The 7,712-nt window shown below is 65.0% G+C and carries 4 protein-coding genes and 1 riboswitch; all 4 genes read right to left on the bottom strand.

All coding sequences use genetic code 11. The features are described 5' to 3' along the window. Positions 1–130 precede the first annotated feature (130 nt). The 4 genes from AACV02_RS20600 to cobW all read right to left on the bottom strand — a co-directional run bounded on the left by AACV02_RS20600 (position 131) and on the right by cobW (position 6,908). On the bottom strand, positions 131–733 hold the full coding sequence (locus AACV02_RS20600; protein WP_106580325.1) for a vWA domain-containing protein: 603 nt from the start codon (positions 731–733) through the stop codon (positions 131–133). 53 nt (positions 734–786) lie between these two features. After that, on the bottom strand, positions 787–1,785 hold the full coding sequence (locus AACV02_RS20595) for an ATP-binding protein (RefSeq protein WP_119741628.1): 999 nt from the start codon (positions 1,783–1,785) through the stop codon (positions 787–789). Between the two features lie 290 nt (positions 1,786–2,075). Continuing rightward, positions 2,076–5,837, bottom strand: coding sequence for a cobaltochelatase subunit CobN (cobN, locus tag AACV02_RS20590; RefSeq protein WP_119741626.1), 3,762 nt, complete (start codon positions 5,835–5,837; stop codon positions 2,076–2,078). Between the two features lie 3 nt (positions 5,838–5,840). After that, the gene (cobW, locus tag AACV02_RS20585; RefSeq protein WP_106580323.1) at positions 5,841–6,908 is read right to left on the bottom strand and encodes a cobalamin biosynthesis protein CobW; all 1,068 of its coding nucleotides are present in this window, start codon (positions 6,906–6,908) and stop codon (positions 5,841–5,843) included. Between the two features lie 93 nt (positions 6,909–7,001). Further along, positions 7,002–7,206: riboswitch (cobalamin riboswitch) on the bottom strand. Positions 7,207–7,712 lie beyond the last annotated feature (506 nt).

Here is a 7,712-nt window from a genome sequence, read left to right as displayed (position 1 = left end):
AAAAAGCAGGCGCAGCCGCAAGCCTGAAGAGGCTTCCGGCAGGCTTGGAAAATTAAGGGATTTGGCAGGCGGGGGGTGACATGGGAAGCGGGGACAAGCGGAAATCGGCCAGAGTTCAGTTTTATTGACGCTACAGACTGTCGATATGCCGATAGTCCAGGTTCAGCGCCAGCGCCAGCTGTGCTGCTCGCCCAAGTGTGATCGGGCCGCGCTCGATATCCACCAGCAGCCCCGGGCAATCGAGCGCTGGCAAACCGGCAATATCCTTGAGCCGGCCATCGGTGATCACCAGCAGACGCTGTCGCTCGGCGGGGTAACGCTGGCGTCGCGCCTGCAGCCAATGCCCCGCCTCGGACAGCGCCGCCAGCAACGGCGTGCCGCCACCCGCGCCGAGTTGCGCCAGCCATCCGGTCAAGCCTTTGGCGGCCTTCAAGCCCTGCACTTGCCAGGTGGGCGACGGCCCGCTGGCCGTGAGTAATGCCATGCGCGCGCGTTGGCGGTAGGCATCGTCGAACAGCTGCGCCAGCAGGCCTTTGGCGTCGCTCAACGCACCATGGCGCCGCGTGGAGGCCGAGGCATCGACGATCACCAGCCACAACTCGTGGGCCGCGCGGGTGCGCAGGTGGTAGCGCACATCCTCACGGCAGTGCGGCCGCCCGCCGAGCAAGGTGCCCGGCCAGTTGATCGTGCCGTGTTTTGCGCTGCGCGCCTTGCCGTGCCTGCCGTTGTCCAGTCGCCCCGCCTTGGGCCGGGCATCCGCCCCCGCGTCAGGACGAGGGCGAATGCCTAAGGCTTTTTTGGCCAGGCAGGCACTTCCCGGCGTGCGCCCGTGGGCAAGGCTGGCGCGGGCATGTCGCCCCACTGGCCCTGGCCGGGTGAAGAGTCGGAAGGTTTGGGAGCCTGGCCTTGATTGGGCGGGCTCGCCGGTGGGGATTGCTCTTGCCGCCGATGGCGCAAGGCAAACTCAGCCACGGCTTCGATGTCTTGCTCGGCGATGGCGGTCGCGCCACGCCAGGCGGCATGGGCGCGTGCGCCGCGCAACCACACCAGGTCTGCGCGCAGGCCGTCGACACCGGCGGCGAAACAGCGCTCGGTGATCTGCGCCAGGGATCGGTCATCCAGCTCAATGCTGTCGAGCCGCGCCCGCGCCTGCGTGCAACGCTCACGCAAGGCGCCTTGCTGCTCGGCCCATTGGGCGCAGAACGCGGCGGGGTCGCTGTCGAAATCCAGGCGCCGACGAATGATTTGCCCACGCTCGGCGGGCAGGGTTTGCCCGCTCAACGCCACGTTGAAGCCGAAACGGTCGAGCAGTTGCGGGCGCAACTCGCCCTCCTCCGGGTTCATGGTGCCGATCAGCACGAAGCGCGCCGAATGCCGATGCGAGATGCCATCGCGCTCGATCAGGTTGGTGCCGCTGGCGGCGACGTCCAGCAGCAGGTCCACCATGTGATCGGCGAGCAAATTGACTTCATCGACGTACAGCACACCGCCATCGGCCTTGGCCAGTACGCCAGGGGAAAACTGCGCGCGGCCTTCGCCCAATGCGGCGTCCAGGTCCAGCGTGCCGACCAGGCGTTCTTCGGTGGCGCCCAACGGCAGGGTGACGAACTGGCCGCTGGCGAGCAGGTCCGCCAGACCACGCGCCAGCGTCGACTTGGCCATGCCGCGCGGGCCTTCGATCAGCACGCCGCCGATTTTCGGGTCGATGGCGGTCAGGCACAGCGCCAGTTTCAGTTCATCGGCGCCGACCACGGCGGACAGCGGGAAATGTGGAATGTCGGTCATGCAAGTTCTCGTTAAATTCTGCGGCACAGGCAATCCCCTGAGGTGGCCGGGCTTATCGTGGCTAGCGCTCGTTGTGGCGAGCGGGCTTGCCCCGCGTTGGGCTGCGAAGCAGCCCTAATACAAACAACGCGGTTTTTCTGAAAGAACCGGGCGTGCGGTTTTGGGGCCGCTTAGCGACCCAATGCGGGGCAAGCCCGCTCGCCACAACAAGCCCGCTTGCCACAAGCCCGATCGCCACATGTCTGCTTGCCACAACAAAGCTGCTCGCGACAACAGTCGGTGCTCGTACGCTAGCTGTCTTCTTCTATGTCCAGCAACAGGTTTTCCAACGCCTCGCGGTATGCGCCGGGTTCTTGCCACAGGCCACGTTGCTGGGCTTCGAGCATGCGTTCGGTCATGTCGCGCAACGCGTCAGGGTTGTGCTGCTGCACGAAGGCTCGGGTGTCAGCGTCAAGCAGGTAAGCGTCGGCAAGCAAAGCGTATTGGTGATCATCGATCAGCGCCGTGGTGGCATCGAACGCGAACAGGTTGTCTACCGTCGCGGCCATTTCGAACGCACCTTTATAGCCATGGCGCTTCACGCCTTCGATCCACTTGGGGTTGGCCGCGCGGGCACGGATCACCCGGTTCAGCTCTTCCTTCAAGGTGCGGATCTTGGGCAAGTCAGGCTGGCTGTGGTCGCCATGGTAACTGGCGGCCTTGTCGCCGCTCAGGGTTTCCACGGCGGCGAGCATGCCGCCCTGGAATTGGTAGTAGTCATTGGAATCGAGCAGGTCGTGCTCGCGGTTATCCTGGTTTTGCAAGACCGCCTGCACCTGGCTCAGGCGCTGGGCGAACTGTTCGCGGGCGGCGGTGCCTTCATCGGAACCACCGTAGGCGTAGCCGCCCCAGTTCAAGTAGACCTCGGCCAAATCCTCGCGGCTCTGCCACAGCCGTGCGTCAATCGCGCCTTGGACGCCTGCGCCATAAGCCCCCGGTTTGGCGCCGAAGATGCGCCAGCCGGCTTGTTTTGCAGCGGCGCTCTCATCCAGACCGGCGCTGAGCAGTGCCTCACGTTCGCTACGCACCTTGGCCGCCAGCGGGTTCATGTCATCCGGTTCATCCAGCGCCGCCACCGCCTGCACCGCCGCGTCGAACAGGCGGATCAGGTTGGCGAAGGCATCACGGAAGAACCCGGACACGCGCAGCGTTACGTCAACGCGCGGACGGTCCAGGAGGCTGATCGGCAGGATTTCAAAGTCGTCCACGCGCTGGCTGCCCGTGGCCCAGACCGGGCGCACGCCCATCAGCGCCATGGCCTGGGCGATATCGTCGCCGCCGGTGCGCATGGTCGCGGTGCCCCATACCGACAGGCCGAGCTGGCGCAGATGATCGCCGTGGTCCTGCAGGTGCCGTTCAAGGATCAGGTTGGCGGACTGGAAGCCGATACGCCAGGCCGTGGTGGTGGGCAGGTTGCGCACATCCACGCTGAAGAAATTGCGCCCGGTGGGCAGCACGTCCAGGCGTCCACGGCTCGGCGCGCCGCTGGGGCCGGCCGGTACGAAGCGACCGCTCAAGGCATCCAGCAAGCCGCGCATTTCCGCCGGGCCGCAGGCGTCCAGGCGGGGCGCGACGACGATGCGCAGGCTCTCGATGACCGACTTCACGTCTTCCCAGCCGGGCTCTTCAAGCTGCTCAAGCGGCCCTTCCAGCGCCTGTTCGATCAAACGCGCGGCATACAGCTCCAGGCGCTCGCGGGTATCACCGGCGGTGCGCCACAACTGTTGATCGATCTTTTGCAAGACCTCGGGTCGGCGCCCGGTCCAGGGCTCGGCCAGGGCGCAATCGAGCGGGTCAAAACCCAGCTCGAAGGCCTTGGCCAATACGCGCAGCAAACTCGATTGCGAGCCACGGCCATCGCCGCGCGGAATGCGCAGCAAGGCCAACAAGGTGTCGATGCGCAAGCGGCCGTCGGGCGACTCGCCAAAGATATGCAGACCGTCGCGGATCTGCGACTCCTTCAAGTCACACAGGTAGGTGTCCAGGCGCGGCAGCCAGACCGCGGCGTCGGCGTCGTTATCCAGCTCAAGTTCCTGGTCGATACGGGTTTCGCGTACCAGCTTGAGGATGTCTTTTTGCAGTTCGAGCGCGCGGCGCGGGTCGAGCAATTGCGCCTCGTAGTACTCGTCCGCCAACAGCTCAAGGTTGCGCAACGGGCCGTAGGTTTCGGCGCGGGTCAGCGGCGGCATCAGGTGGTCGATGATCACCGCCTGGGTGCGGCGCTTGGCCTGGGCGCCCTCGCCCGGGTCGTTGACGATAAAGGGATAGATGTTCGGCAGCGGCCCCAGCAGCGCATCGGGCCAGCAATTTTCCGACAGTCCCACGCCTTTGCCCGGCAGCCATTCGAGGTTGCCGTGCTTGCCGACGTGGATCACGCCGTGGGCGCCGTAGGTGTGGCGCAACCAGAAGTAAAACGCCAGGTAGCCGTGCGGCGGCACCAGGTCCGGGTCATGGTACACCGCACTGTGGTCGACCTGATAACCGCGCGCGGGCTGGATGCCGACGAAGGTCTGGCCCAGGCGCAGGCCGGCGATCATCATGCGCCCGTCGCGGCACATCGGGTCGTTGTGCGGCGTGCCCCAGCGCTCCATGACCGCTTGGCGATTGGCCTCGGGCAAGCGTTTGAACATTGCCTCGTAGTCGTCCAGGCCCAGGCTTTGATGACACGGGCGCAGGTCGAGGCTGTCCAGGTCATTGGTGACGCCACCGAGCAGTTCATGGATCAGCGCGGTGCCGCTGTCGGGCAATTCACTCGGCACCGGGTAACCTTCGGCTTGCAGCGCGCGCAGGATATTCAGCGCTGCTGCCGGCGTGTCCAGCCCCACGCCATTGCCGATGCGGCCGTCACGGGTCGGGTAGTTGGCGAGGATCAGCGCAATACGTTTTTGTGCATTCGGCACCCGCGCCAGCTCGACCCAGCGCCGTGCCAGCTCGGCGACAAAATCCATGCGCTCGGGCGCGGCGCGGTAGCACACCACGTCGGACTGGCTGCGCTCGCTGCGCCAGGCCAGGTCCTTGAAGCTGATCGGCCGGCTGATGATGCGCCCGTCCAGCTCCGGCAAAGCGATGTGCATGGCCAGGTCGCGCGGGCCGAGGCCTTGTTCGCTGGCCTCCCAGCCGGGCTGGTTGTCCTGGGCGCAAATCGCCTGGATCACCGGGACATTGCGACGAAACGGGCGCAGGTGCGGCGCTTCGGGGCTGGATTGGGCAAAGCCGGTGGTATTCAGAATCACCGCCGCCTGCACTTCATCCAGCAAGTCCTCGACCACTTTCAGGCAGCCGGGCTCTTTCAGACTGGCCACCGCTATCGGCAACGGGTTGAGGCCTGCCGCCTGCAAGCGCTGGCAGAACACGTCGATAAAACCGGTATTGGCCGCCTGCAAATGCGAGCGGTAGAACAGCACCGCCGCCACCGGAACATCGGTCTGCCAGTCCGCCAGCCAATCATTGAGGCGAGCGTTGGCTTTATGCGGGTGATAAATCGCGGTGCGCGGCAGGGTTTGCGGCTCGGACCAGGCGTAGTCGCGGCCCAGGTAGCTGCTCGCCAGGCAGCGATAGAAATCCAGCGCATTGCCCAGGCCGCCCTGGCGCAGGAAGTGCCAGAGCCGATCGCGCGCTTGAGCGTCTACGGTGCTCAAGCCGCTGAGTTCCGGGTCTGGGCGATCATCGCCCGGCACCAGAATCAGTTGCACGCCGCGCTCGGCCAGCTCCACCAGGCGTTCAATGCCGTAGCGCCAATAACCGATGCCGCCGTGCAGCGAAATCAGGATGACCTTGGCGTGGCGCAGCACCTCATCGACGTACAGGTCGACCGAGGCATGGTTTTGCACCTGCATCGGGTTGGCCAGGCGAACGCTGGGGTAGTCGTCGGGCAACTGCTGAGCCGCTTCGGCCAGCAGCGCCAGGCTGGAGTCGCCGCTGCACAGGATCACCAGTTCAGCGGGGGTTTGGCCTAAGTCGGCGATATTGTCGTCCGAGACGAAACCACCGGGCTGGGTCCTGAGCAGGTGCATGGGTTAAACGCTGAGGGCGGCGCGCAGTTGCGCTTCAAGACCCGCCGCATCCAGTTCCTGGCCGATCAGCACCAGGCGCGTGATGCGCGCTTCGTCGGCGCCCCAGGCGCGGTCGAAGTGTTTGTCGAAACGCGTGCCCACGCCCTGAATCAACAGGCGCATCGGCTTGTTCGGGATTGCCGCAAAACCTTTGACGCGCAGGATGCCGTGTTGCACCACCAACTGGGTCAGGGCGTCGAGCAGCAGCGCTTCGTCGGCTTGCGGCAGGTCGATGGAGATGGAGTCGAAGGCGTCGTGATCGTGGTCATGGTCGTCTTCACCGTCGTGGTGATGATCGTGATGGCTGTGGCGGCCGTCGATGTGTTCTTCGGAGCCGGCGCCCAAGCCAATCAGCACATCCAGTGGCAGGCGACCGCTGCTGGCTTCGATGATTTTCACCGCGGGCGGCAGCTCTTCGGCGACTTCCAGGCGCACGCGGGCCAGGTCTTCAGGGCTGATCAGGTCGGACTTGTTGAGGATCACCAGGTCGGCGCTGGCCAGTTGGTCGGCGAACAGTTCGTGCAGTGGCGACTCGTGGTCCAGGTTCGGGTCGAGTTTGCGCTGGGCGTCGACCTGGTCCGGGAACGCGGCGAAGGTACCGGCGGCCACGGCTGGGCTGTCGACCACGGTGATCACGGCGTCAACCGTGCAGGCGCTGCGGATTTCCGGCCACTGGAAGGCCTGCACCAGCGGTTTTGGCAGGGCCAGGCCTGAGGTTTCGATGAGGATGTGGTCGAGGTCGCCGCGACGGGCGACCAGTTCGCGCATGACCGGGAAGAATTCTTCCTGCACGGTGCAGCACAGGCAGCCGTTGGCCAGTTCGTAGACGCGGCCGTTGGCTTCTTCTTCGGTGCAACCGATGGAGCACTGCTTGAGGATTTCACCGTCGATGCCCAACTCGCCGAACTCGTTGACGATCACGGCGATGCGACGGCCCTGGGCGTTGTCGAGCATGTGGCGCAGCAAGGTGGTTTTGCCCGAGCCGAGAAAGCCGGTAACGATGGTGACGGGGAGTTTGGCCAGTGTTTTCATCGGATGCCCTTTGGGGCGGGCATACGGGACGATAGGCCCTGCGGCGGCGCGCAGGAGCGGATTTCGTCACCGGATCACCCCGCCCGGTTGAAGTAGAAAATCGGTTACGAGGCAGGTCTCCTGGCTTGGGGCTTGCGGGTCTTGCGACCGGCGCTGGCTGCGCCTTCCCGCCATGGGTTAATGGCAGTGGCGTGGCAGGCAGTTGAACCCTTTACAGTTGCGGGGGCAGCCGCGGCTTGGACCGCGTTCCCTTCTTAGCTTCGGCGTGGGCCGAAGAACCTCGAGGGTGCAAGGCTACGCAGTGCGTGGGGGATGGTCAATGATGGGGTTGGGTTGGGTTGGGTTGGGCTGGGCTGGGCTGGGCTGGGCTGGGCTGGGCTGGGCTGGGTTGGTTGGTTGGTTGGTGTACACATCCGTTGCTGCGGTCACGGCGGCTATAGGTTCCGCTCTTACAGCGGGTCACTTTGGAAAAGCCCCAAAGTAACCAAAGGGCTCTTGCCCCACCACTCGGCACCTCGCTTAGGCTCGGTGTGCCCGAACGAAGGCTTGAATCCGTGGGCCGCCGTGACGGGCCATCCATGGCCCAACACGGCTAACCCGGCGTCCTGCCGGGTTACCCACGGATTCAAACCTGCGTTCGGCCAGCGTGGTTTAACGGGGCGCCTAAGATCAAAGTCAAAAGCAGATCAAGATCAAGATCAACAGCAGAGCACGGCGGCCTAGTAGCCGACCTGAGTGGTTAGATCAAAAGCGGACGCGAGGCGGCCTGACAGCCGGCCTGATCTTGGAGGCTGAACTCAATCA

This window comes from Pseudomonas sp. Larv2_ips (assembly GCF_963879675.1).
In the GTDB taxonomy this organism is placed as follows: domain Bacteria; phylum Pseudomonadota; class Gammaproteobacteria; order Pseudomonadales; family Pseudomonadaceae; genus Aquipseudomonas.
Note: the sequence above shows the minus strand (reverse complement) of the source record. Positions and strands in the feature narration are given on the sequence as shown.

Coding starts and splice junctions, on each gene's coding strand:
- cobN (WP_119741626.1), bottom strand. CDS start 5,837: ATGCACCTGCTCAGGACCCAGCCCGGTGGTTTCGTCTCGGACGACAAT.
- cobW (WP_106580323.1), bottom strand. CDS start 6,908: ATGAAAACACTGGCCAAACTCCCCGTCACCATCGTTACCGGCTTTCTC.
- AACV02_RS20595 (WP_119741628.1), bottom strand. CDS start 1,785: ATGACCGACATTCCACATTTCCCGCTGTCCGCCGTGGTCGGCGCCGAT.